The sequence below is a fragment of the Pseudoalteromonas sp. Scap06 genome (assembly GCF_013394165.1).
Taxonomy (GTDB): Bacteria; Pseudomonadota; Gammaproteobacteria; order Enterobacterales; family Alteromonadaceae; genus Pseudoalteromonas.
Map to the genome: position 1 here is coordinate 685117 of NZ_CP041331.1, position 25262 is coordinate 710378.

24 protein-coding genes are annotated in these 25262 nt (G+C 37.8%); 7 read left to right on the plus strand and 17 right to left on the minus strand.

Translation table 11 applies throughout. The annotated features are described in order from the left end of the window. The first annotated feature begins 246 nt into the window (after positions 1–246). The 3 genes from FLM47_RS18520 (at position 247) to bfr (FLM47_RS18530) (ending at position 3555) form a co-directional block, all read left to right on the plus strand. Positions 247–2385, plus strand: a complete 2139-nt coding sequence (locus tag FLM47_RS18520) for a TonB-dependent receptor (RefSeq protein WP_178957359.1) — start codon at positions 247–249, stop codon at positions 2383–2385. A 220-nt stretch (positions 2386–2605) separates the two neighbouring features. After that, positions 2606–3079 (plus strand): bacterioferritin, encoded by a 474-nt coding sequence (gene bfr, locus FLM47_RS18525; protein WP_013463107.1) that lies wholly within the window; start codon positions 2606–2608, stop codon positions 3077–3079. 11 nt (positions 3080–3090) lie between these two features. Then, positions 3091–3555 carry a bacterioferritin gene (bfr, locus tag FLM47_RS18530; RefSeq protein WP_008112262.1) on the plus strand — a complete coding sequence of 155 codons (465 nt, stop codon included), beginning with the start codon at positions 3091–3093 and terminating at the stop codon, positions 3553–3555. Between the two features lie 108 nt (positions 3556–3663). On the opposite strand, the gene FLM47_RS18535 is transcribed toward bfr (FLM47_RS18530), so the two are convergent. From FLM47_RS18535 to FLM47_RS18555, 7 genes are all read right to left on the minus strand, one after another. After that, a complete protein-coding gene (locus tag FLM47_RS18535; protein WP_010389142.1) occupies positions 3664–3858 on the minus strand; it encodes a (2Fe-2S)-binding protein in 195 nt (64 codons plus the stop codon). A gap of 556 nt (positions 3859–4414) precedes the next feature. Beyond that, positions 4415–4999, minus strand: a complete 585-nt coding sequence (locus FLM47_RS18540; RefSeq protein WP_178957361.1) for an NAD(P)H-dependent oxidoreductase — start codon at positions 4997–4999, stop codon at positions 4415–4417. A gap of 73 nt (positions 5000–5072) precedes the next feature. Then, positions 5073–5810: a type 1 glutamine amidotransferase domain-containing protein gene (locus tag FLM47_RS18545; protein WP_218648507.1), complete on the minus strand. Its 738-nt coding sequence runs from the start codon at positions 5808–5810 to the stop codon at positions 5073–5075. 56 nt (positions 5811–5866) lie between these two features. Beyond that, positions 5867–6124, minus strand: coding sequence for a VOC family protein (locus FLM47_RS19000; protein WP_372239242.1), 258 nt, complete (start codon positions 6122–6124; stop codon positions 5867–5869). 26 nt (positions 6125–6150) lie between these two features. After that, a complete protein-coding gene (locus tag FLM47_RS19005) occupies positions 6151–6264 on the minus strand; it encodes a VOC family protein (RefSeq protein WP_372239240.1) in 114 nt (37 codons plus the stop codon). A gap of 30 nt (positions 6265–6294) precedes the next feature. Then, the gene (locus tag FLM47_RS18550; RefSeq protein ID WP_178957363.1) at positions 6295–6585 is read right to left on the minus strand and encodes a putative quinol monooxygenase; all 291 of its coding nucleotides are present in this window, start codon (positions 6583–6585) and stop codon (positions 6295–6297) included. A 61-nt stretch (positions 6586–6646) separates the two neighbouring features. Beyond that, positions 6647–7639, minus strand: a complete 993-nt coding sequence (locus tag FLM47_RS18555) for a zinc-binding dehydrogenase (RefSeq protein ID WP_178957365.1) — start codon at positions 7637–7639, stop codon at positions 6647–6649. 101 nt (positions 7640–7740) lie between these two features. On the opposite strand from FLM47_RS18555, the gene FLM47_RS18560 reads away from it, so the two are divergent. Next, positions 7741–8634 (plus strand): LysR family transcriptional regulator, encoded by an 894-nt coding sequence (locus tag FLM47_RS18560; protein ID WP_178957367.1) that lies wholly within the window; start codon positions 7741–7743, stop codon positions 8632–8634. A gap of 239 nt (positions 8635–8873) precedes the next feature. On the opposite strand, the gene FLM47_RS18565 is transcribed toward FLM47_RS18560, so the two are convergent. From FLM47_RS18565 to FLM47_RS18590, 6 genes are all read right to left on the minus strand, one after another. Beyond that, the gene (locus FLM47_RS18565) at positions 8874–9368 is read right to left on the minus strand and encodes a GNAT family N-acetyltransferase (protein ID WP_178957369.1); all 495 of its coding nucleotides are present in this window, start codon (positions 9366–9368) and stop codon (positions 8874–8876) included. A gap of 468 nt (positions 9369–9836) precedes the next feature. Next, on the minus strand, positions 9837–11051 hold the full coding sequence (arsJ, locus tag FLM47_RS18570; RefSeq protein ID WP_178957371.1) for an organoarsenical effux MFS transporter ArsJ: 1215 nt from the start codon (positions 11049–11051) through the stop codon (positions 9837–9839). Positions 11052–11067: 16 nt separating this feature from the next. Beyond that, entirely contained in the window at positions 11068–12072 is a 1005-nt protein-coding gene (locus FLM47_RS18575) for an ArsJ-associated glyceraldehyde-3-phosphate dehydrogenase (RefSeq protein WP_178957373.1), read from the minus strand. Positions 12073–12074: 2 nt separating this feature from the next. After that, complete coding sequence (locus tag FLM47_RS18580; RefSeq protein WP_178957375.1) at positions 12075–12578, minus strand: dual specificity protein phosphatase family protein; 504 nt, start codon at positions 12576–12578, stop codon at positions 12075–12077. Between the two features lie 14 nt (positions 12579–12592). After that, a complete protein-coding gene (gene arsB, locus FLM47_RS18585) occupies positions 12593–13615 on the minus strand; it encodes an ACR3 family arsenite efflux transporter (RefSeq protein ID WP_178957377.1) in 1023 nt (340 codons plus the stop codon). An 11-nt stretch (positions 13616–13626) separates the two neighbouring features. Continuing rightward, on the minus strand, positions 13627–14388 hold the full coding sequence (locus tag FLM47_RS18590; RefSeq protein WP_036983845.1) for a metalloregulator ArsR/SmtB family transcription factor: 762 nt from the start codon (positions 14386–14388) through the stop codon (positions 13627–13629). Positions 14389–14881: 493 nt separating this feature from the next. Here FLM47_RS18590 and FLM47_RS18595 point away from each other — a divergent pair, with 493 nt between their 5' ends. Next, positions 14882–16507 (plus strand): methyl-accepting chemotaxis protein, encoded by a 1626-nt coding sequence (locus FLM47_RS18595; RefSeq protein WP_178957379.1) that lies wholly within the window; start codon positions 14882–14884, stop codon positions 16505–16507. Positions 16508–16601: 94 nt separating this feature from the next. Here the strand turns inward: FLM47_RS18595 and FLM47_RS18600 are convergent, their stop codons facing one another. Then, positions 16602–16913 (minus strand): hypothetical protein, encoded by a 312-nt coding sequence (locus FLM47_RS18600; RefSeq protein ID WP_178957381.1) that lies wholly within the window; start codon positions 16911–16913, stop codon positions 16602–16604. Positions 16914–17277: 364 nt separating this feature from the next. Here FLM47_RS18600 and FLM47_RS18605 point away from each other — a divergent pair, with 364 nt between their 5' ends. Next, on the plus strand, positions 17278–17838 hold the full coding sequence (locus FLM47_RS18605; protein ID WP_178957383.1) for a TMEM165/GDT1 family protein: 561 nt from the start codon (positions 17278–17280) through the stop codon (positions 17836–17838). Between the two features lie 93 nt (positions 17839–17931). Here the strand turns inward: FLM47_RS18605 and FLM47_RS18610 are convergent, their stop codons facing one another. The 3 genes from FLM47_RS18610 to FLM47_RS18620 form a co-directional block, all read right to left on the minus strand. Beyond that, positions 17932–18456: a DUF6436 domain-containing protein gene (locus tag FLM47_RS18610; RefSeq protein WP_178957385.1), complete on the minus strand. Its 525-nt coding sequence runs from the start codon at positions 18454–18456 to the stop codon at positions 17932–17934. After that, the gene (locus FLM47_RS18615) at positions 18440–19906 is read right to left on the minus strand and encodes a methyl-accepting chemotaxis protein (protein WP_138606766.1); all 1467 of its coding nucleotides are present in this window, start codon (positions 19904–19906) and stop codon (positions 18440–18442) included. Before FLM47_RS18615 ends, FLM47_RS18610 begins: the two co-directional genes overlap by 17 nt. Positions 19907–20036: 130 nt before the next feature. Continuing rightward, on the minus strand, positions 20037–20591 hold the full coding sequence (locus FLM47_RS18620; protein ID WP_138606764.1) for an isochorismatase family protein: 555 nt from the start codon (positions 20589–20591) through the stop codon (positions 20037–20039). A gap of 159 nt (positions 20592–20750) precedes the next feature. Between FLM47_RS18620 and FLM47_RS18625 the strand changes: the two genes are divergently transcribed. Next, positions 20751–25250 (plus strand): EAL domain-containing protein, encoded by a 4500-nt coding sequence (locus FLM47_RS18625; RefSeq protein WP_178957387.1) that lies wholly within the window; start codon positions 20751–20753, stop codon positions 25248–25250. Positions 25251–25262 lie beyond the last annotated feature (12 nt).

Sequence of the window (25262 nt, forward strand, 5' to 3'; positions counted from 1 at the left end):
TGTAATTAAAGCTGAACGCATCTTTATTTTAATGCCTTGTGCAACATAACGCAGAAGGCCTGCTAACAATAATCCACTATCGGTACGAGTAAAACATCTATTTTTAACACAACGTTATATTCAAATCCCTACCAGCACCTAAAACACAAATAGAAATGATTATCATTAACCTTGCGTTTACTTTAAATTACTCTTAATATTGCGCCCATCATTAATACACTTAAACCATTCAAACGAAGGACCCGCATGTTTAAAACATCTCTGAGCTTAATAGCATTAATAGTCAGTGGCGCCAGTATTGCAGACGAATCAACGATCCAAAGAAATTTAAATCAAACAGAAATGGAGCACGTTATTGTTTCGGGGAGTCGTGTTTTTGAAAGTATTGATGAGGTCCCTGCTTCCATAACTATTATTAGTCAAAAACAAATAGAAGCACATTTAAAAGTTAATCCAGAATTACAAAGCCTTTTAGCACAAATGGTTCCTGGCCTTGCTCCAGATACTGGAAGCTCAAGTAATTCAGGACAAACTCTACGCGGACGCGCCCCACTGATCATGATTGATGGCGTGCCACAATCAACACCACTGCGTAACGGATCATTAGGCGTAAAAACCTTAGATCCAAGCGCAATAGGTCGAATAGAAGTCATTAAAGGAGCAACGTCGATTTATGGTAACGGCGCATCAGGCGGAATTATTAACTATATTACCAAGCAAGCACAAAGCGATGGCCAAACCCAAGGTGAAATAAGCTTATCGAGTCGTTTTAGTGCGGTAAAACTCGAAGAAAGCGCCGGCGCAAGGGTATCTGCTGCATTGAATGGTCGTGCCGATAAATTTAGCTACTTAGTAACTGCAAGCTATGAAGAAAACGGTGTACAACGCGATTCGCAAGGCGATATTCTCGGTTTACAATATGGTTTATCTGATGCCGTTACACAAAATTACTTCACTAAGCTTGGCTATGACTTTGATGATGAAAAGCAACTCCAATTTAGTTATAACTACTTTAGTTCACAACAAAAAACCGATTTAGGCGATGTTGTTGGTGATATGAGCCTAGGAGAAAAAACCTACGCCATTCATGTGCCGTCAGAATTGCAAAAACAAGGTAAACCCCAAGGGCCAGAAGGCAACGAAAATATAACCTTAAAATACACCGACTACGCACTGCTTGAAAACACACAAATGACGTTAGACCTCTATACGCAAGATATAGAAAATGTGTTTTTCTTCTCTCCAAGCCTTGCCAATCCTGATGAGAATTATCAAGGTGGTCAATCCGTTATAAGTTCAGAAAAAAAAGGCGCCAGAGCAACTTTTAATACCCAGGTTGACTTTGACTCAGTTGAAGCGTCATTTATTTACGGAATTGATGCATTAAATGATGTGACTGCACAACCGCTAGTTGATGGCCGGGTTTGGGTGCCAGAAATGGACATGAAAAGTGTCGCGGGCTTTTTACAAACTAAGTGGGTTATTGCTAATGACTTAATAATAAAGGCCGGTGTACGCAAAGAAAATATCGACCTTAGCGTAGACGATTATCGCACGCTTAAATTATGTAAAACAGCCACGCAATGCTCTGTGCCAATTAGCGTAAAAGGCGACACAGTTGATTACAATGCTACAACCTATAACGTGGGCATCAAATACAATCTAGATGAAAGATTCAGCCCCTTTTTAAACTACTCACAGGGATCTGATATATCTGATATTGGCCGCCTACTTCGCTCTGCTACAGTAAATGATATAGGCCTTATTCAAACACAAGCTTCAATTATCGATAATTATGAAATTGGTTTTAACTCTCAATTTGATGCAGTTCGTTTAGAAGTCGCAGCATATCGAAGCACCTCTGAGCTTGGCACTACAAACAAATTTAATGAAGTAACGGGTGTTTATGAACCGGTTAGAGCACCTCAAAAAATTTGGGGTTATGAAGCCTTAGTAGACTACACCATAAACCCATCTCTTAAATTACTGGCAACGTATAGTTATGTAGAAGGTAAAAATACTGAAGCAGATATATATTTAGGCTCTAAGCAAATCAGTCCACCAAAAGCCACAGCCAACCTTAACTGGCAACCTACGGACACCCTGTCACTAACATTAAGTTACTTGTATGTGGGTGATAGAAAACGCTTTGCTCCTAATGATAATGGTAAATATGTTGGCGATCAGGGGCCTGTCGATAACTACACGGTTTTTAATTTAAGCGGTCAGTATCAGTTTGCAGACAACTGGCAAGGTTTTATCGGGATAGAAAACCTATTTAATCAAGACTACTTCCCTGCCCGTGCGCAATCTTACACCTATGGTGGATACAACATTAAAGGTTTAGGTACAACGGCCACAGTGGGTGTTACTTATCAATTTTGATCACTTACGCGTTCATACTTTTACGGTATGAACGCGCTTATACCCTCAACTAACTTGCTGATCTAAAATACAAATAACAACTTGTCCATTTATTAACCAGCAATGCAAACTTAAACGAGAATCAAACTCAATATTAACCATATGATTTATAAGTAAATTACTTGCAATTCTGTGCCTATATACTAGACTAGCCACAATTAGAATTTTTAGGATAAGCGCTATGAAAGGTAATCAAAAAGTAATCGACGCCTTCAATACATTGTTAGCTAACGAATTAGCTGCTATTGACCAGTATTTTATTCATTCTCGTATGTACGACGATTGGGGCTTAAACAAACTTTATGAGCGTCTTAACCATGAAATGGAAGAAGAAAAAGATCACGCTGATTGGCTAATCAAGCGTATTCTTTTTTTAGAAGGCGTACCAAACATGACTAAACGTCGTGATCTGTTAATTGGTGACGATGTAAAAAGCATGATGCAAAACGACTTAACCTTAGAACTTGAAGTGGTTGAGTGTGTTAAAGAGGTTATTGCTATCTGTGAACAACAGCAAGATTATCAATCTCGTGAAATTTTAGAAAAGCTATTATTTGATACCGAAGAAGATCACGTTTACTGGTTAGAGCAACAACTGGGTCTGATTGACAAAATTGGCACTCAAAACTATCACCAAGCTCAAATGGGCGAATAAGGACTTATATTATGAAAGGCGATAAAGACGTTATTGCAGCACTAAATAAAGTACTTGCTAATGAGCTTGTGGGTATTAACCAATACTTTTTACATGCACGCATGTTTAAAGATTTTGGTTTTAGTAAACTAGACAAAGCTGATTACAAAGTATCGATACAAAAAATGAAAAACGCCGATCGTTTAATTGAGCGTATTTTATTTTTAGAAGGCCTGCCTAACCTTCAAGATTTAGGACGCTTACGCATTGGTGAAAACAGCGAAGAAATGATTGCCGCTAACATGAGCTTTGAACTTGATACAGTAGATGAGCTACGTGCTGCGATTAAACTAGCTGAAAGTAAAAAAGATTACATTAGCCGTGAAGCGCTCGATAACATTTTAAATGAGCAAGAAGAGCAAATTGATTGGCTAGAAACACAGCAACTGCTGATCAAAAACACTGGGCTTGAAAACTACTTACAATCGCAATTGTAGGTTAAAGTTATAAATACAAAAAAAGCAGCTAAGGCTGCTTTTTTTATGTTTAATTTTTTAAATGTTATACCAATTCGTTTAGATAGGGCCTACTTTTATAAATTACTATTAAGCCACTTGATCGGTTATATCTGCAATTTGAATCAGTTTACGATTGAGGATCTTTTTAGTACAGCAACAACACTTACCGCATTGGCTGCCCACTTTAAGCTCTTTAGTTAGCTCGCGCATGGTAGTAGCACCATCGTCGATGGTTTGCTCAATTTTTTTATCGGTCACACCGTGACAAAGACAAACATACATGAATACAAACAACTCTCAATTTTATTTAGTGGGTTTATATTAATCTAAACGAAAATAGTTATCAATTGGTTTTTTATAAAATTTGAATTTTTTGCATTTTTTTGGCCAACGCCACTTAAGTTGAGAATTCGCGGCAGGTTGAGAATTGTTTGAATTTCATTCGAAGTATGGCACTTAAATTGAGATTTATTAACTAAAGTCTCGCCTTAAATTTAAGTAGGTTTAGTTAAATAGTTGAATGATTTAAATTAATTTCATTAAGGCTGAAGAAACCTTAATGTATAAATACAAAATTAGTGCATGGACTCTGTACGGTTTGTGAAATAAGCAGACATTCACATAAAAATCGCTTATGTCCCACATATTTTAACTTAAAGACTTTTTTACGCTTTCTGTAGTAAGTTATTAACTAGTCGTTGATAACTTGCAACGGAGCTGTAGCTTCATATATTAGCTGACTATCTAGGTAAAACACCATGTAAGTAAGAACAAGGTGTTTTTATGAGGCATAAAGTCCGTAGAGTAGAGCTACTTAAAAATACTTAACAATGCTAAATCAGATCTTAAGTGCTGCACCCAAATGTAGTTTATATCGCTCCATATCGACTTTTACTTGGGGATTTTTCATAACATCGCTGCAAATAAAAGTTTCTAGTGGCTTCATTCCTAAAAACTGATTTGCTTTATGCACGGGTAAATACACACCATCTACCCCAGTCCCCTCAAAAAACTGCTCACTATCGATGAACGCATCTATTGGGGCATTCCACGTGACAGAAAGCATGTACTTTTTACCGTGAAGTAAACCTCCAGATCCATACTGCTTTGAAATATCACCTCTAGACCTACCGTCGCTTTCATACAACTTCCCGTGCCCTTTGGTAAACACCTCATCCATGTACTTTTTCACAGTCCAAGGAGGCCCCATCCACCATGCGGGCATCTGAAAGATTACCAAGTCAGCCCACAGCCATTTAGAAATTTCTTCATCGACATCATATCCCTTATCAATAGTCGTGTTACGAACATTACAGTTACTTTGTTCAAAGAAGTTTTCAGCAAAGGCTGTGAGCGAATTGTTAAGCTCACCTTGAGAGTGAGCGAAACATTTACCGCCATTTAAAATTAAGATATTTTTCACTATGTACTACTACCCATTCTTTCTTGAAATTCACTTAAAAACCTTTAATTGATAAGTGTCTGAAATTAAATATCTATTTGATGCCTTTTAATTCAGTCAGAATCTCTTTGCCCACTTTACGAGCTGATTGCGGGTTTTGACCAGTAATAACTCGCCTATCATTCACAACGTTTACCGTCCATGCAGCACCATAAATGTGCTTTGCACCTTTAGACATTAATGTATCCTGTAGTGAGAAAGGAACAACTTCTGTTAGCCCTACATTTGACTCTTCCTCGTTAGTAAATGCAGCTAATTTTTTTCCTTTAACGAGGTATTGTCCGTTACTAAGCTTGACGTCTGTAAGAGCCGCTGGGCCATGACAAATCGCGCTTACAATACCGCCTCGCTCATATATTGAAACAGTTAATTTATTGATAAGTTCATTGTTCGAGAAGTCCCACATAGTTCCGTGACCGCCTGCATAAACTACTGCTTGATAATCTTTACTGTTTACATCTTCAATCGCTTTTGTATTTATAATTGAAGCCATGAGCTTTTTATCATTTATAAACCTAGCATTATCTTCATCTGAAAAATCTAGACTTTTAGGGTCTATTGGGGCCATTCCACCTTCAATGCTAGCAACATCAACTTCAAAGCCTGCATCAGCAAGGACGTAATAAGGATGTGTTAACTCACCTAACCAAAAACCTGTTTTCATATCTAACGAACCCATTTTATTGTGGCTAGTCAGTACGAAAAGGATTTTATCCGCAGCAAAACTTGGAGCCGCGAAAACTAGTGTCATGAATAATAATAGAAATTTCATACTATCTTTCTCATATAAATTAAACCAACCGATTCGTTGGTTACTTGTTAAATACGCTACCAACTTTCATTGTTAGGCGTTGAAGCCCAAGTCTCAGTTTTTGGTAGCAGCTCACCTGCTTGTAACAACTCGACGAAAATATTATCCGCAGAGCGTATAAAAGCCATTTGACCGTCTCGAGGAGATCGATTTACTTCAATGCCTAGTTCCTGTAAATGAGTGTATGTCTCGTATATATTTTCAACTCTGTAAGCTATATGACCGAAGTTTTCCTGTATTTTGATACTCAGCTCCCATTTATAAGTAAGTTCAATTTGAGCGCTTTCATCACCTTGTGCGGCTAAAAGATAAGAGAAAACTTTGCTTCAAAGTAGTCTTTCCTTTTTAGAACTTTCAACCCTAGACCCTCATAGTAAAATCTTAGTGATGCTTTAATATCTGATATACAAAGCATTGTGCGAAGATATTTTATTTATCACAAGCCTTAAAACACACGAGCTGTTTTAATATCGACTGATAGCACTCTACCTTCTAAAGACTTTTGTAATTGAAGATAATGCGGCAGTGTCTTATGTTGCTCTAAAGTATCTATGTCACGCCACATTTCAATTAATGTGATTCTTTGTGACCCATTAACATCAGGGAAAACATCATAACGCTCGCATCCACTTTCAAAAATACTGTCACTCGCACATTCATAAATTGCATTTAATACGGTGCTGTAATGTTGTGTTTCACATAGAATATCCACAACAATCATTACTTCATTATCCATTTTTAACCTTTATCTTGGTTTATAAGGCTGCTTACACAGCCTTTAATTAAATAACAGAAATTTAACGCTCGATTACGATTTTACCTGTGGCTAACCCTGACTCTAGACGAGTGTGAGCATCTTTAACTCCTTGTAAAGTTAAAGGGAAAACACTATCGATAAGAGGTTTAACTTGACCATTATCCACAAGCCCAGCAAGTCGGCGTAAAATGTCACCGTGAGTCTCTCTATCGATGTTATGAATAATTGAAATCGCCATAAATACTAGGTCTAACCTTAGAGCCTTAAAGTGCATTTCAGTTAAGTTATAATCAGCATAACCAATTGTAGAGATAACATGCCCCTTCAGTTTTGCAGCGATTAATGAGTTTTGTAAAACGGGCCCGCCCACTGTATCAAATACCGTATCGAAGCCTTGATCATTGGTTAGTCGTTCAACATATTCCTTTGGCTCTTCTGTAGGGAATAGTACCGTTTCATCTGCGCCTAGTTGTTTTGCAATTTCTGCGCGAGCTTCATCTGCAACAGTCGTTGTAACATGTGCACCTAGTGCTTTTGCAAGCTGAAGACCAATGTGGCCTACGCCACCCGTACCACCATGAACCAACACTCTATCGCTTGGCTGGATTTCAGCTCGACCAATAATTGCTTCCCATGCTGTAATTGCTACTAAAGGCAAGCTAGCCGACTCACCAAAGCTAAGCGTTTTAGGTTTATGTGCTAATAATACAGCGTCAGCTTCAACCTTATCTGCAAGAGTACCCGGAATGCCAACGATACCGCCGACACAACCGTATACTTCATCACCAATTTTAAAGTTAGTCACACCTTCACCTACTTCACTGATTACGCCCGATACATCCATGTGAAGGATTGCTGGATAAGTCATACCAGCAGTGCCTTCACTGCCTTGACGGATTTTAGTATCAACAGGGTTAACACTTGTCGCTTTTACATCGATTACGACGTGACCGCGTTTTGGTTTTGGCGCATCAACTTCGATTTCATGTAAAACATTAACGTCACCATGACCATTAATAGCTATTGCTTTCATAATAATTTCCTCTTTGTTATTGACGAAAGTGATGTTATCAACATAATTAACAACCAAAAACACACTAAAAGTTTAATGATTAATTCCAAAAGGTTGATAATTTGATTGATTCAATAGAAGAACTAAAGATATTCAGTACAATTTTTGAACTCAAATCTATTCGAATGGCTGCTGATGCTCACAACCTAACGGCTGCAGCAGTGAGTAAAAGGTTGATAGCGCTCGAAAACAGACTGAGTGCTAAATTATTTTATAGAACAACACGGACCCTTAGTCCGACATTTACGGGTGAGAAGCTATATAACCATGCGCAAAGACTTTTAAGTATTAGCGATGAGATTGAACATGACCTCGACCCAACTAATACGTTAAAAGGAAAAATAAAAATAACTGCGTCAGCTTCTTTTACACAAAGCTATCTATTACCTGTGATTAGCAGCTTTTTAGAAAGTTACCCGCAGGTTAATATTGAAATCATTTCTACAGATAGTTTAGTTAATTTAACTGAACAAGGTGTTGATTTGGCGATTAGACATGGCCCTTCGCGAGATTCATCATTAATTGGTCAAAAGCTATCTGATACAAAGAGAGTATTATGTGCAACGCCGAGTTATTTAGAAAAAGAAGGAGTACCACAATCACCTGAATATTTAACTGATCATAGTTTATTAACCGTTGGGAATGAAACTAACTGGTCATTCATTAGAGAAAGTGAACGAAAAACAGTTAAATTAAACCCCAGCTTTTCTTCTAGCTTAGGGGATAGCGTTTTGGGTATGGTGGAATTAGATCATGGTATTGCACTCTTGTCAGATTGGCATATTAAAGAAGGTGTTGAAAAAGGGCGCTTAAAGGTTATTTTAGAAGATTGGGAATGTGACCCATCAATTTCAATTAACCTATTATATCCGTCTAGGAAAAACCAATCGATGATAGTTAGAAACTTCATTGACCACTTGAAAGAATGGATAAAAAGCAATCCGCTTTCAAAATAGACTTAACTTGTTGGGGTGTTCACTACTGTTAACTTTTTAGGGTAGTAGCCAGCGTCACTTAAATTGAGATTTATTAACTAAAGTCTCGCCTTAAATTTAAGTAGGTTTAATAGTTTAATTAACAATATTAATTACAACAAGCCTGAAGAAGCCTTAATGTATCAATATAGAATTAGTGAGTGGGCTATTTCCGTTTTGTGCCATGAGCAGACATTGGTAACGCCCTCCATAGTCTCTTGTTAGGCATTAGTGATAACAAACTCGTGGTAGCCTTCTGTTTCAGGAGGGTCAACTTTATCAACACGCATAACATTTAATTTAGCAAACAAACTATTCCAAAATTTTAACGCTAAACTATCGTTTAAGTGGACTGCTACATGCCACTGATTTGTTTCAACAGGCATCAAATTTTGAATAACAAATTTGGCAATGCCTTGTTTTCGGTATTTGGGTAGAATAAAAATATCAGCCAACTCAGGTATTTCTTTGCCAACGATCTCAGTTGGTTCTACGGTAGCAAAACCAGCAATTTGGTTAGAAACGAGTACAAGATAAATACTGCAGTCTTCCTCACCACGAACTACACATTCTAAATACTCTTCATCAATATCATAGCAACCATCTAAACCAATATCTTCTAAGTCAAATATACTTTGATGGTATTGATAAAACTGCCACAACATTTTTATTGCAGCGATATCAGTTGATTCAGCTTTTCGTATTGTAGTGTCCATTTTATACCTATTTCCTTATGTGTGCTCCGGCATTAGCTTTCACTAAAGGGATGAAGATTCGCCAGTAGCTATCTTTAAAAAATATCATGTTATTAAACGAAAACTACTCGAAAATAACAACAAAATAAATTTTAAGAATGGATTGAAAAAAACGCCAATAAGCTAATAGTCATACGGATAAAGTTTCACGTCAAACAGAGAAACTCGACTGACTGCTTATCGCCAAACAGCCGAGGTTCGGCTCAGTGCCAATTTCAATCATGCGGTATACCTTCCCTCTGCCTCAAAACGCTTTAGGGTAAATACTTTATAGGTGTCTTTGAGCTAATTTATACGTTCACTCCTTTTAGAAAGGCAGTAGTTTTGTGTCACAATGCAACCATTAAGCTAAAAGCTTATTGCCATGAGGTAGTTAACTATCCCCTGACGGATGAGTGTCATAGGATAGTTATTAAATCAGCTATATAATTATTTAGTTGCTTTTGTTGGTAACTTTGTTGAGAAAAGCCCAGCCAGTGTAATAAATACAAACGATATCGCTAAACAAGCCGCTAACCCATATAGCTGGAAAATCCAGCCTGACAATACTGTACCAATCAAACGCCCCATCGCATTAGCCATATAGTAAAAGCCAACATCGAGGGAAACACCGTCGGCATCTGCCATGCTAACAATTAAATAACTGTGCAGCGATGAATTAATGGCGAACAGTACACCAAACAACATTAAACCAGCAATAAGCACTGTTTTTACTTGCCAATTAAAATACAGGGATAAAGCGATACCTAATGTAACCAGTGCCAGTGAACTCGCCCATTTGGTTGTTTCTATAGCAGGCGAGAACCCTTCTTTGAGATTCATTACCTTAGGTGCGATAGATTGTACGAAACCGTAGCCAATCACCCATAGTGCCAAGAAGCCGCCTACCGTCCAATGATCCCAATTAAAGGCTTGCGATAAAAATACGGGCAGTGCAATCACAAACCAGACATCACGTGCACCAAACAAGAATAGTCGTGCAGCCGACAAAAGGTTAATTGAACGACTTTTTGAGAATATATCGGTGAACTTAGGTTTGCTCTTCGCTTTTCCTAAATCACTTTTTAAAGCGTAAAGGCTGTAACACCATACAAGTGCTAAACCACCCGTCATCAACAGCATTGCACCTTTAAACGATAATAAGGTTAACAGTAAACCACCCAAGAAAAAGCCAACGCCTTTTAATGCATTTTTGGAGCCTGTTAATATAGCTACCCATTTGAAAAGCGTGCCTTCTTGCCCATCGGTAACCAACGACTTGATAGCACTTTTAGCGCTCATTTTATTTAAGTCTTTGGCAATACCAGAAAGCGCTTGGGCAATCATCACATATACAACTGTTAACCATTCAGAGGGAACAGCTAGCATGAGCAAGGCAACAATTTGAATAGCCAAACCAATGTTCATGGTTTTATTTAGCCCTAAACGAGCACCTAAGAAACCGCCAATCAAGTTGGTTACAACGCCAAAGATTTCATAAAACAAAAACAGCATAGCAATACCAAGCGGGCTATAACCTAACGCGTGGAAATGAAGCACTACCAACATGCGTAGTGCACCATCGGTTAAGGTAAATGCCCAATAATTACCTGTAACAACAAGGTATTGCTTAATATCGTCTGATAATGATGCCAAGCGCTTCATAGTGTTACATTACCCTTTAAATTGATAAAGCGACTTTACGAGCAAGCTCAGCCGTTCTGTTGGCGTATCCCCACTCGTTGTCATACCATGTGTACAGCTTCAACTGAGTGCCGTTAACGACCATCGTTGACAGTGCATCAACAATGCTAGAACGCGGGTCAGTTTTATAATCGATAGATACTAGCGGCTTTTCTTCATAGCCCAAAATACCTTTTAACTCGCCTTCAGCCGCTTCTTTCATCCAAGCATTAATTTCAGCTTCCGTTGTTGCACGCTCAACTTCAAATACACAATCAGTTATTGATGCATTTGCTAGTGGTACGCGAACGGCGTGACCATTTAGTTTGCCTTTTAATTCAGGGAAAATATGGGTAATAGCCGTTGCAGAGCCCGTAGTGGTAGGGATTAGGCTCATGCCACAGGCACGCGCTCTGCGTAAATCTTTGTGCGGAGCATCTAAAATGGTTTGAGTATTGGTAATATCATGGATAGTCGTCATCGAGCCGTGTTTAATGCCGATTTTATCCTGTAATACTTTTATCACTGGTGCTAAGCAATTGGTGGTGCAAGATGCTGCTGTCACAATGGCATGTTGTTCAGCATTATAAAGGTGGTCGTTAACCCCCATCACCACATTGAGTACGCCTTCTTCTTTCACTGGTGCAGTGACCACCACCTTCTTAACACCTTGATCTAAGTAGGCTTGCAGCAGATCGGTTTTTTTCATTTTACCTGATGCTTCAATGACGACATCACATTCAGACCAATCCGTATCGTTAATTGCTTGATTTTGAGTGACCCGAATAGCTTGACCGTTGATTATCACATTATTGTCATCATTAGATACATCATGTGACCAAGTGCCATGCACTGAATCGTATTTTAATAGGTGTGCCAGTGTTTCTGCGTTGCCAGCAGGATCGTTGATTTGCACAAACTCAATATTTTGCCAACCAAAGGCTGCTCTAAGCGTTAATCGGCCCATGCGGCCAAAACCGTTAATACCAATTTTAATTGTCATGGTTAAACTCCTACTTTTTGATATTCATTAAAAAATGAAAGTTGCACAGGATTAGAAAGCGCCTTGGGGCGTACTTTCTGTACTTGGTTAATAATGCTTGTCTTGTTGTAACCTAACTCATACATCAGTATGCCAATCACTAAGCCCGTGCGACCTGAACCGCCTTTACAGTGCACAGCTATCGTGCCCTGATTACGCAAAATAGCTAACACGTCATCAAGGTGAGATTTGAACGCCGTTGCAAAGTCATTATTAGGCGCATCATCATCTAAAATAGGTAACTGAAACCATTTTATGCCTTGTTCGTTACAAACTTGAGGAAGTGTTTCGGCCTCGTTTTTCTTTATTTCTGCGTCATACATCAGAGTAACAATCGCTTGTGCTCCCGCATCTTTTAGTTGCTTTACCGATGTTGTTAAATCAACCTCTTTCGTTCCTGGGCATGGCGTAAATATAAAACTAGCGCCATTATCAAGTGTCAGTTTGTCATAAGGGTGCATTTGCATAAGAATCCTCTTAATTATTCGTTAAACCAATGTTTTGTTCTGTTTACAATCGCTACGAGAGATAGCATCACAGGCACCTCTACAAGTACACCAACCACGGTTGCTAGCGCTGCACCTGAATGCAAGCCAAAAAGAGAAATCGCTACAGCTACAGCCAACTCAAAGAAATTTGATGTACCAATTAAGCACGATGGAGCTGCAATGTTATGTTTAAGCTTGATTTTTAGCGCAATAAAATAGGCAATGATGAAAATGCCATACGTTTGAATAACCAGCGGAATAGCGATTAACAAAATATTGAGTGGTTGGTCTAAAATAGTGTTAGCTTGAAAGCCGAACAACAGCATAACTGTGGCTAATAAACCAATGACAGAAAATGGTTTTAACTTTTCTAACAAGGCTGTAATAGTTGTTTCATCGCGACCTGAGGCATTTAAGTGCTTTCTGGTCAATATCCCTGCAATTAAAGGCAGTAATACGTACAACACAACCGAGGTGAACAAAGTTCCCCACGGCACATGAATATCCGATACCCCCAGCAGTAATCCGGCAAGTGGGGCGAATGCAAAAATCATGATAATGTCGTTAACCGACACTTGAACTAACGTGTAGTTTGCATCACCTTTAGTTAATTGCGACCAGACAAATACCATTGCCGTACATGGCGCTACGCCAAGTAAAATCATTCCTGCGATATATTCTTGTGCAGTTTCTGGTGAAACAAAATCTGCAAACAATCCTTCAAAGAAAAGCCAACCCAATGCAGCCATAGAAAATGGTTTGATAAGCCAGTTAATCACTAAAGTTAACACCAGTCCTTGTGGATTTTTACCCACCTCTTTAATTGTTGAGAAATCTATTTGTACCATCATGGGGTAGATCATTACCCAAATGAAGATGGCAACGACGATATTAACATGCGCCACTTCGAGCTCTGCGATTGCTTCAAAAAGCGGCGGGTAAATAACCCCTAATGAGACACCAGCAGCAATTGATATAGCGACCCAAACAGATAAATAGCGTTCAAAAATTCCCATAATAATACTCCCTAGTTACAGCAGCTTGCTACACGCGTGGGACGATCACCCATCGCATTTAATCTGGCTAGCTCTTGTTCAATGAAAATGGGATCATTCACTACCGTTGATGTAATAGTTTGCTTCATCCACTCTGGTAGTGTTGGATTGATCGAATAAAAAACCCATTGCTGGTGTTTTCTATCGGATAAAATGCCCGTTTTTCTAAGTTGTGCTAAGTGACGAGAAACTTTAGGTTGGCTCTCTTCACTCAAAGCAGTCATTAGCTCACAAACACATGCTTCACCTTCAACAGCAATAATTAATAGACTCTTCAAACGAATATCATCAGCTAGCGCTTTGTAAAAAGTAGTTGGTGTGATTGGCGCTAGTTTTTGCTTTTCTTTTGTTAGCAAAAACATTTTGAGCCGTTCATTTAGCTCTTGTAGTGTTTTTTCAAACGGATTGGCTTCTTTGCGGGAACGAGGTTCAGGAAAATCCCACGCAAGGCAATTGGTGCCATTAACTCGACTATCGCACTCTTTTGCCGCTTTATCACACAGGGTAATAACAAAATCAAAATGGATATTGCTAACTTCATCAAGGTGTTTTGAGCGTAAACCATCGGTACGCAACCCAAAGTGTTCAATAGCTGACAGCGTTCGACTGTCCACATTATTTGGCTCAGTACCAGCGCTGTAAACCTCGTACTCACCTTTACCATGATGTTTTAACAACGCCTCGGCCATGATAGATCTCGCCGAGTTTTCAGTGCACAAAAATAGAACTTTCATAACCACTCGCATAACAAATTTGTTATATAATAAATTTGTTATGCGGAAGGTGCAATAGTAATCGTTGAAAAAGAAATAAATAGGAATATTGTTTGAACGATACTGTCAGTCTTTACTCAATCATTTATTTTCATCACAGTTTAATGAACGCCTTTTTAGAGTTAGTTTTCCATTATTAAATTGATGCTTAGAAACTCTGTTGGGTGGCGTCTTCGGCTTAACCAACCTACCTTTTGACGTAGGTCGAATAAGTGGCGAAGCCATGCGTTCCACAATCACCTTGGCAATGAGAGTCCGCGAAAAATACTAGAATACGAAACACCTGCGGAACGATTTAAGCTGTATGTTGCATAGAATGGTTGAACTCACAGCGCTAAGCGGAACTTCAATCAAAACATAAGAATTATTAAACCTAAATATTTTATTGTAAAAATTCAGTAAAATTTTTTATTCATATTATACTTTTTTATTATTGCTGTAATTTTGGATAACTATGTTAAACAATTATTCTGTGCGTACCCGTTTAGCCGTGCTTGCATTGCTGCCAATTATGATTTTTTTAATTACATCGTTTTTTTCAATAAACACAATGGGAAGGTTAGTAGCAGGGATTGATAGTTTATACGACGACCGTGTCGTACCACTTAAGCAAATTAAGCATGTGTCAGATAATTACGCCGTAAATATTGTTGATTTACTTCACAAGTATCGTGCTGACTCTATTACCAAGTCAGAACTCTTAGCAAATATTAATGATGCTAGAAATACGGCTGATAATGAATGGAAAGCTTACTTGAGCACAAAGCTAACAGTTGAAGAAAAGCGCTTGGTAGATAACGTTGAAAAGAAACTAAAGCCTGTGCTTATGCATTTGAATAATTTAATTGTAAGCATTAATAATGGTGAGTTTTTATCACTACCACAAAATAAATTTGTTTATGAGCTTTACGAACTCTTTGATCCGCTTAGTGCCAGTTACCAGGCTTTAATTGATTTACAACTTAAAGAAGCGAGTGACTTTAGAGTCAAAGCTGATGAAAATTATAAATTAATAAAGTTAATAATGAGTGCCACGATCGCAATATTGATTTTACTATTACTGATTGTTGCCTACTTTATTTACTGCTCGATACAAAATCCATTAATGTCATTACGCGATACCATAACGAATATTGCAACCAATGCCGATTTAACAGCTCGTGCTAAGGTTCAGGGTAAAGACGAAATTGCAGATACCGCATCTAACTTTAATGATATGTTACTTCGGATCCAAGATTTAGTAAAAGATATGGCAGGAGCAACACTAACACTTGCTTCAGCAGCTGAAGAAATGAACTCAATTAGTATTCAAGTAGCCAGTACAGCAACCCAGCAAGAGCAACAATCAGCTATGATTGCAACTGCAATTACCCAAATGAGTAGTGCAATAGAGCAAGTTGCTCAAAACGCTCAAGTAACCTCTGACAAAGCAACAAATGCCGACATAAAGGCAGGTCAAGGACAACAAGCTGTTGCTGATAATATCGAGTCAATAAATACGCTTTCAACTTTGGTTAATACAAATACGCAGCTTATTGCAGACCTAAATACTCAAACCAATGATATAAACCAAGTTGTGATGATGATTCAAGGTGTGGCTGAGCAAACAAACTTGTTAGCTTTAAATGCAGCCATTGAAGCAGCAAGAGCTGGAGACTCTGGTCGTGGATTTGCCGTTGTAGCCGATGAAGTAAGGCAACTTGCCCACAACACTCAAAAAGCAACCGCTAGCATTAATGAAATGATCACAAAACTACAAGGTATGGCTCAGCAAGCAGTTAGTGCTATGAGTAACGCTGAAAGCAGTGCTAAAGAAAGTGTTGACCACGCTAATTTTTCTTCACAGGTGCTCAGCGAAATTAACCAAGAAGTCACCGAAATTGCAGATATGAATACTCAAATATCAACCGCAACTCAGGAGCAAAAAATGGTCGCAAATGAGCTAAGCAGCAATATTAATGAATTTAGTTCTAGTATTACTTCGGTTAGCGAAAGCTCACAACAAAATGCTCAAGCATCGCAAGAACTCGCACAGCTTGCGGCAATGCTACAAGGACAAGTTAATGTATTTAAAGTTTAGGTGCTTTAATTTTGAGGCATATTAGCGCTTATACTTTAAATAAAAACCTTATATGCCATCATTTAAATGATTAAATGATGGCATATTGGTTATTTTAAGCGCGAGTTTGATTAGATAATATACTTATCCAATCATGGGGGTTTGAGAGTATAAACTGATACGAACTGCCATCTTGCGTGAAAACCTCTATCGCATCAGCTGTTATTGGCACAAGGCCTGCGCCCTTGCCTTTACATTCAACCACTTTTAAAATTGTATCGCGGGCAATTGTGTATTGTTCTAACCCCAATTTTTCATTAAAAGGTTCAAAATTTAAGTCGGTTTGCGTGATCCAAAACTTTCCGTCCGCTTTCATAACTCCATTTTGAATGGTTGCCATTGTTGATTTAACGATTGTTCCTTGCATATTTTAATCCCTTCACACATGTCTATAATTTCAAATTGCTCAACTTCCATCTGTTTATTATTACAGCTGACTTGATAGCTCAAAGCAAGTTTATTTGTGCACTAACACCACAAAGAGACCTATTAAATTTAAAAGTTACCCGCATATATTTACCTGCTTTAAACTTTGTGGAATAATCGCCCTCCTCTTAGGGGAGTAGCCCGCTCAGTAATGAGTAAACTTATCAACATAATTGCACCTTAAGTGCATGGTAAGTTTGTAATGTTGTAGCAAGCGTTATCGGCGAGACCTAGGTAGACACTATCCTCATGGCGGGAGATAGCTGTTTGCCTTGGTTTAATATTCCCGCCTGAAGATTATATTAATGGATATTTTTTTAACCTCTACCGTCACTGTTGCCCTTGCCGAAATAGGCGATAAAACTCAACTTCTATCGCTATTACTTGCGGCACGTTTTCATAATAAAATAGCGCTTATTTTAGGTATTCTTGCCGCTACTATAATCAATCATGGTTTATCTGCCTGGTTTGGTGATTGGTTAAGTGGTAATTTTGCTGTTGAATACTTACCTTGGGTAGTCAATATAAGCTTTATTGTTGTTGGCTTATGGCTGCTTATTCCCGATAAAGACGAAGACGTTAGCCACAAGTACGATCGTTATGGGGCATTTTTAGTGGCCTTAATCTTATTTTTTATTGCTGAAATTGGCGACAAAACTCAAATAGCGACTGTATTATTGGGTGCACAATATCAATCCGTTTTGTGGGTAACAATTGGTACAACTCTTGGTATGCTGATCGCAAATATACCCGTTATTTATGCCGGTAAGACGTTACTAAAAAGAATTCCATTAAACACAGTAAGAGCTATTGCCGCCACTGTATTTGTATTACTAGGTGTTTATGGCTTAATAACCATGGTGTGATTAAGTAACCTACAACAAAAAACCGCTTACCTAAAGTAGGTAGGCGGTTCAAGGAAGTATAAGCAGTTATCGTAGAATAAAAACGAGCTTCTTTTATGCTCGGTTAATGCAATAGCACCCTTTTGTGTTGGCAATTAACAAAGATGAGTTAAAACCAGCCTGTAAATTGCTTATCACGGTCTCTACAAACCCGCTACCTTGTGAACAAGCCAACCCTTCTGATAAAGGTCCTGCATAAACAAACTCACCATTTTTATCAATTAACACTGCGGCTGGCGTTGCCGGAACCACTGACTTTAGTTGGCTATTGAGTTTAAATGTTTGAACCTCAACGCCCTGATTTTTCGCAAAGCGCTGTAAGGCTGATAAGTGCGGTTTAGCTTGTATGGTACAGCCACAATTATCTTCAGTGATAATAAGTAGTTGCGCACTATCTTTGTTTTGCCAAACAACGTGTTCTTTAAATTGCGAAAACCAGTTACGGCGCTCAAGCATTTTATTCTCATCAAAAGGCTTTAATTGACCAAGTTGAAAATACACTAAGCCCGACACAACAACCACAAACCACACACCAATCAATGTAAAAGTAAAATAGCGCTTATTAGTTAAATTTTGCAATACTTTGCTCTAATACATCGATACTGACATCAATCATTTGTACCTTAGCGGTAAGTTGATCAACAATTTTTCCGTCTTCATATTGGCGTTGACGCATTTGATCTGTGCTTGTTGCAATCTGCTCAGTATTGCCAGCCTGTTCAGCAACTACTTGCGCAACTGAGTCAGAACTTGTGGATACGGCCTGTATTTGCTCGCTCATGGAAGAGATATTCTCTTTCATGGTGGCACTAATTTTCGTAAGATCTACAACAAACTCAACACACTGATTCATGGATTGTGTTGAAGTACGGCTGTTATCCACTAAATCTGTTAATGTAGATGCTATTTTAGCTGTTGTTTTCTGGCTGTTATTCGCTAAAGAACGAACCTCATCTGCAACTACAGCAAAACCACGACCATGCTCACCGGCTCTAGCAGCTTCAATTGCAGCATTTAACGCTAGCAAATTAGTTTGATCAGCTATACCTGATATCTCATTCAATAAGCTTGTAATTACATCTCCAGCAGCCACTAAATGACTTAATTGCTCTTCGGTATTAGTTAATAACGTGAGCAACTCTTTACTCTTACTGTCTGTTTGTAACACTTCTTGTAAAGCAACATGGGCAGAGTCGGTAATGTTGCTCACTTGCTGCTTTAAAATATTGCTTTCTTGCTCAACCAGTTTAAAACCATGAGCAACTTGTGAACCTGAATTAGCTATATCATCAGTTTGTGTATTTCGGTGCTTAGCACTGTCTGCCAGCTCATCATGGACATTTATTAACTCTTGGGAGTTATTTTTTAATGAATCAGATTGCGTTTGCACCTGCTTAATAACATCCGACAAGTATTCTAGTAGCGTGTTAAAACCTACCACTGCACTGCTATCTGTATCATCTGCTCGCATTGAAAGTTTTATTTGATTTGGGTCTTGCATTATTTGCTCTGTGGTATGACTTAACGACAAACCAGCTTGGCGTTCACGCTTTAATGTCACTGCAATAAAGCCAGCAACAAGCGCTTCAACTATGGCATAGGCAGCGTGAATAAGCACAGTTGAAAAAGCTAAACGATCAGGGTCGAAAACATAAAACCCAGTATTTTGCGTTTGTAAATAGTAAAAAGATAAATGATGAATAGCAACAAACACAATAGCCGTAATAAACACTCGCCATTCAACAAACATTATCAGCATGGCTAGGAAAATAAATATTTCGAAATGGACCTCAATAAGCCCATACGCTTGCTGAATATGCAAAAATGAAAACATCATGATTGCAGCAGCAACAACATGAGGTGTAACTTTACTTTCGGGTTGGGTTTTTAATAACCAAATAGGAAGCAAGCACAAGGGCAAGCCGACCAGAAACGCCTCTGTTAGTGTATCGAAATAAAGGCCGATACCAACAGATTCGACAAACAAAAAACAGAATATGATTGTAAACAATCGACTCACACTAGACATAAAAACCTTAATTAATTTTGTAATAAATTAAACACGCTAGTTGTTAGTATAGCCCTTAACAACTGGCAATTTTTTATTTTAAATCAAGCCGAACATTATCAATTAGGTTGATTTAAAATTTTTTAGTGCGCTACTTAACAATTGATAGTATTTGTTTAAAAGTAGACGTCCCTGCTTTTTTTGTCCATTGGAATATTATTGTTTCAGCACATGATATTACTGCTCCTGCTTGACGAAGCTGCTCAACTGCAATGGCTTTGTGCTCTGCATTTCTTGAGGCTATTGCATCTGTAGCAACAGTCACTGCATAACCATGTTGTAGTAAATCTAAACAAGTTTGTAATACACAAACATGCGCCTCTGTACCAGTAACTACTACATGAGGGCGCTGCAATAGCGAAATAGTATCTAAGAACCCCTCTTCGGCGCAGGCACTAAAGCTTATTTTTTCAATATACTGCGCGCTAGGTAAAGCTTGCTTTATTTTCTCATCACTTTCACCTAGCCCTTTTTTATAATGCTCTGTAATTATTGAAGGAATTTGATGAATAGCACTTGCATTTGCAAGTTGTAAAGCACACTCTAGAGTCGTATTAAATGAAGCGATGGCCGGAGCCAGTTTGCTTTGCAAATCGATGACTAAAAGCACGCTGTGCTCTGAGTTAATATTTTCTCTAAAATTCATATGGAGTCCTTTGACTTTTGCTAAACTGACTTTTAACACCCACAAAAAAGCAACAATTAATTCACACCTATGGTGCTTTTTGTAATTTTTAAATTAAACTCATGCTATATTACACCAATACTAAATACCAACCTTGTCGGCCAAAAAGGGTAAGTGCTTTTGAGTAAGTTTTTCTTCGTTGTTTACATATTTTTATTAGTTTGGATGCAACAGAGCTTTGCTTCACAAACTTACTCTGAACAACTACAACGTATTTCTATCAATGAACAACTTTCGCAAAGCTTTGTAGTAAAATCTGTACAAGATGATATTGGTTATGTGTGGGTAGCCACTACACAAGGCCTGTTTCGGTTCGACGGTTACCAGGTTACCCTTTACGAAAGCCCTACAGGTTTAAAAAATAATTATATAGTTAATATCTACAAAGCTAATAACGGTAAATTATTAGTTAGCACACAGCTCGCTGGAAGTTATTTAATTGACCCAAACACATTAAATGCTGAACAAATATATTCAGGTCATTTGAATCAAAATGAAGAAAAATACTCTCCGGTTGTTGCAGTTGCTGAGCAACTTACACATTTTTATTTTTCTATTGATGCGCACGTATATCGGTTTGATAAAAAAACAAAAAAGTTATCTCTTGTCATATCTTTGCCCAATGAAAATATGTTTATCCGTGCGTTGTCACTTTACCAAAACACCTTATATATTGGTTCCGATCAGGGCCTATACACTTATAACTCTGAAAGTAGCGAACGCCAACAAATAAAACTTAACGACACGAAAAAAGTTACTAATGATGGTAACAACGTAAAATTTCTATCTATAGACGAGAAACTTGGATTGTTCGTTGGTACGGTTGAAGGAATGTATCGGATTGCTTTTGATGAAAATAAACATATAGATCCTACAGCATTATCAACACTTATTAGTGATTATAATATTTGGGATTATGTAAACACACCCTATGGCGAATTTATTGCTACAGAAAGTGGTTTATTTGAGTTTGACAGAGCAACCTCAGAGCTCACTCATATTTTAAATTTTAAAGATAGTAGCTACAACATTACTGAAAACACAATCAACGATATTATGTTTGATGAATCTGGTTTGTTGTGGCTTGGTTCAAGAACTCATGGTGTATTAACATGGGCCGCACAAACAAAGAAATTCAAAAAAATCACCCTACCTGAAAATAATATTGTAAATGTTATATATCAAGATACACCGCAACTGCTCTGGATAGGCACTGACGACGGGCTTGTTCGTTATAACTCAAAAACAAAAACGAGTGATTTATTTTTACAATCTAAAGATAAGAAAGCAGCTTATGGTTTATCTGCTATCGGAGATATTTACTCTGCCAAAAGTATAGGCAACAACTACCTTTGGTTAGTGACTTTTTTTGGGCTTGAGCTTTTTAACAAAGAAACAGGCGCATTTGAACAAAACAAATTTATTACCGAGCATAATCTAAACACTGACTATTTATTTGGCCTTGCACAGGTAGCACCCAATACATTTGCTTATATTAATAATGATAACTTCTATATTTTTGACGGTTACTCTGGTGAAAATAGAGTTATAAAAGGTCTAAAAGAGCAAATATCTCCTTTACAGGCATACGCATTTCATACCCCTTCAAAAGCTTACCCCGATGAATTGCTATTAAGTACATCTGACTCGCTTTATCGATATAATGAAGCAACGGGCACTTTAACTACTATTTTTAAATCTAAAACAGCAAAAAATAATCTTTTTCATACCGTAGAAAACTATTACTTAGATTCAAAACGTGAATTACTTTGGTTAGCAACCACACAAGAGGGCTTAATTGCCGTTAACACTAAAACTTACGAGCAAGTTCATACTTTTGATAAAAACAATTCATTAAACACTAACTCTATTTTCGAACTTATTGCTGATGATAATGATTTTTTATGGGTTAGTTCCGATAATGGGCTATATCGACTTAATTTAAATACGTTAAACATAACCACCTATACAATAAAAGACGGTTTAAGCAACAACCACTTTACTGCAATTGCTGCACTAAAATTACAAAATAATGAGCTCGTGTTCGGTAATCGTAGCGGTGTACTGCAGTTTGACCCTTATCAATTTAAAAGTGGCCAAAAAAACACCCAAAGTAAATTAGCGATCACAAATATTAATTTGTTTTCAGAGACGCTCAACTACTCGCCTGAAAAATACCGTAATGAACCGTTAAAACTAAATCATGATGATATGGGGTTGACGGTTAGATTTTCTAATTTTGATTATAACAATATAGGTAAAACCTACTACAAAGTAGAGCTGAATGGTCCGTCATCTTTAAGTTATAACGACTTAAAATCTAATCAGGTGTTTTTTACTAAATTACAACCAGGTGATTATGAGCTATCAGTGTCCACACAACAACGAAATGGGGTTATTACCAGCGAGCCCGTAGTGCTTAAGTTTAGTGTTGCATATGCTCCTTGGCAGTCTCCTATTGCCTACGCATGCTATTTCCTCGCAGTGACCATAATTCTGTTTTTATTTTTTTGGCAATACCGTAGCCGTAAAATGGCGATTGAACGCGCCCACCGTGCAGCTATTCACTCTAAAGCTCAAACTGAATTAGCATTAAAGAGTAACAAGAGTGGCGTTTGGAACTACAGTTTTATAGACAATACTGTTAATACAGCCAGAGGAACTGAATTAGGTTACGAGAATATATCGAAACGTATTGATATAAGCAGACTTTTTAATATTATGCATCCTGATGAGCGCCGCAGAATACAAAGTAAGTGGGATGCATTTATAAAACAAACTCAACCACAAGACTGGCAAGCGACTTACCGATTACGGCACAAAGATGGTCATTGGTTATGGTTTCATGACCTTGGGCAAATTATTTATAATCAAGACAGCAAAAAGCCTGAATATGTATCTGGTATTTTTACTAATATTACCGAGCAGTTAGCAAACGAACAGCAAGCTAAAATACTTGGCGAAGCTTTTAGCCAGATCAATGACTTTTTACTTATTCTAGATGAAAACCTTGTACCTTTCTCAGCTAATAATAGCTTTATGGAGGTATTCTCTGATGATGGTGAAGAGGGAGCTGTTACTACTGAGCTATTTATAAAAGCGATTGGTCAAACTAAATGCAAAGAATTTGCAACCACGTTAAAGGCACTGCAACCCAAAGAAAATTGGCGAACAAATGCCTATGTTAATACTACAAAAGCACAGCAACACCCTATTCATATAAGTGCCACTGCAGTCGCTAATGAAGAAGGTAAAGTTGGTTATTATGTAATTGTAATTACAGACTTAACCGAGCAAAAACGTGCTGAAAATGAGTTACGTTATTTGGCCAACTATGATGCGTTAACCGGGCTACCTAATCGTAGCTTAATGAATCAAAAAATTGAAAATGCCATCACAAAGGCCGCTAAAAACGACTTGCAATGTGCGGTTATATTTATAGATTTAGATAAATTCAAACCTGTGAATGATTCGTTTGGGCATGCAGTAGGCGACAAGTTACTGTGTAACATTACTGAACGAGTTGCCTTATACCTAGGTGACCACGCGACTTTTGGACGCCAAAGTGGTGATGAGTTTTTAGTCTTAATCGAGAACATTACTTCTATGTCTTCTCTGCAACACACGCTTAACGAAATGAGTAATGAGCTCGCAAGCAAAGTTATTATTGAAGACTTTTCTATTAATATATCTGCCAGTATTGGTATTGCCTTATATCCCCATGATGCATGCTCAACTGATGCTTTGATCCGCAATGCAGATATCGCTATGATGCATGCAAAACAAGCAGGTCGAAATGGATTTCAGTTTTTTAATGAAAAAATGAATGAGCAAATTAAACAAAAACTTATTCTTGAAAATGACTTAAAAGATGCCGCAAAAGATAACCAATTATTTAATCATTACCAACCCGTGGTTAATACAAAAGATAAAACAATAAGTGGCGTTGAGTTATTGATGCGTTGGGAAAACCAAGGAAAACTTATCTCTCCGGCTTTATTTATACCGGTGGCAGAAGAAACTGGCCTAATTGATATGCTTACTGAGCAAGCATTGCAACGTGCAATCACAGAGCTTGCGCCTATCCTTAGCGTAAACCCACTGTTTTATATTTCGTTAAATGTATCACCAAAACATATTTTAAAGGCCAATATAACCGAGCGACTGAGCGCTATACTTGAGAAAGCCAGTATTAAACCACAGCAAATACGCCTAGAAATCACAGAAAACACGCTGTTAGAAGATAAGTACAAAGCAGCAAAACAACTTAAAAGCCTTCAAGCTGCAGGGTTTAAACTATTTCTTGATGATTTTGGTACTGGCTATTCATCACTCACTTATTTGAGCCAATTTCCAATTAATGTAATAAAAATTGACCAAAGCTTTGTTAACAGTATTGGCACAGACAAAGGTGACGAGTCGATTATTAAAACTATTTACTCGCTTGCTGAAAACTTAGAGTTATATTGTATTGCTGAAGGGGTAGAGACGCGGGAGCAACTAGACTTTTTAACAAACATAGGTTGCTATAAACTTCAGGGTTACTATTTTGCTCGCCCTATGAGTGCCAGCGATTTAATGAGCCCTGCATGCTTTGAGAAGATTATTGATTTAATCTAAACCTAAAAGCGA